Annotated in this window: 1 pseudogene; it reads right to left on the minus strand. The window is 74.6% G+C overall.

The features are described from left to right. Positions 1–172, minus strand: a pseudogene (locus KVT14_RS20565) (guanylate kinase); the annotation flags it as partial. Between the last annotated feature and the right edge of the window lie 88 nt (positions 173–260).

The following is a 260-nucleotide window of genomic DNA, read 5'->3' on the forward strand; positions in this document are numbered from 1 at the left end:
ACACGAAGTGGTAGTGCAGGCCGCCGACCTCGCCCGGCCGCGGGGACAGGGGCGTGACCGACACGGAGAGCCAGACCTGCGGGTACCGGGCCCGGAGGTAGGCGGACACGGTGCCCTTGCCGACGGCGGTCGGTCCGGCGAGGACGGTCAGCCGGGCGCGCGGCGTCGTCATACGGTCTGGTGCTACTGGAGTTGTGCGGCCCGGGGGCCGGCGTCTGCGGCGCCGCCGGTCACCCGAACCGGTCGACGAGCGCCTTCAC

It is taken from the genome of Cellulomonas sp. GbtcB1 (assembly GCF_019091725.1).
Taxonomy (GTDB): domain Bacteria; phylum Actinomycetota; class Actinomycetes; order Actinomycetales; family Cellulomonadaceae; genus Cellulomonas.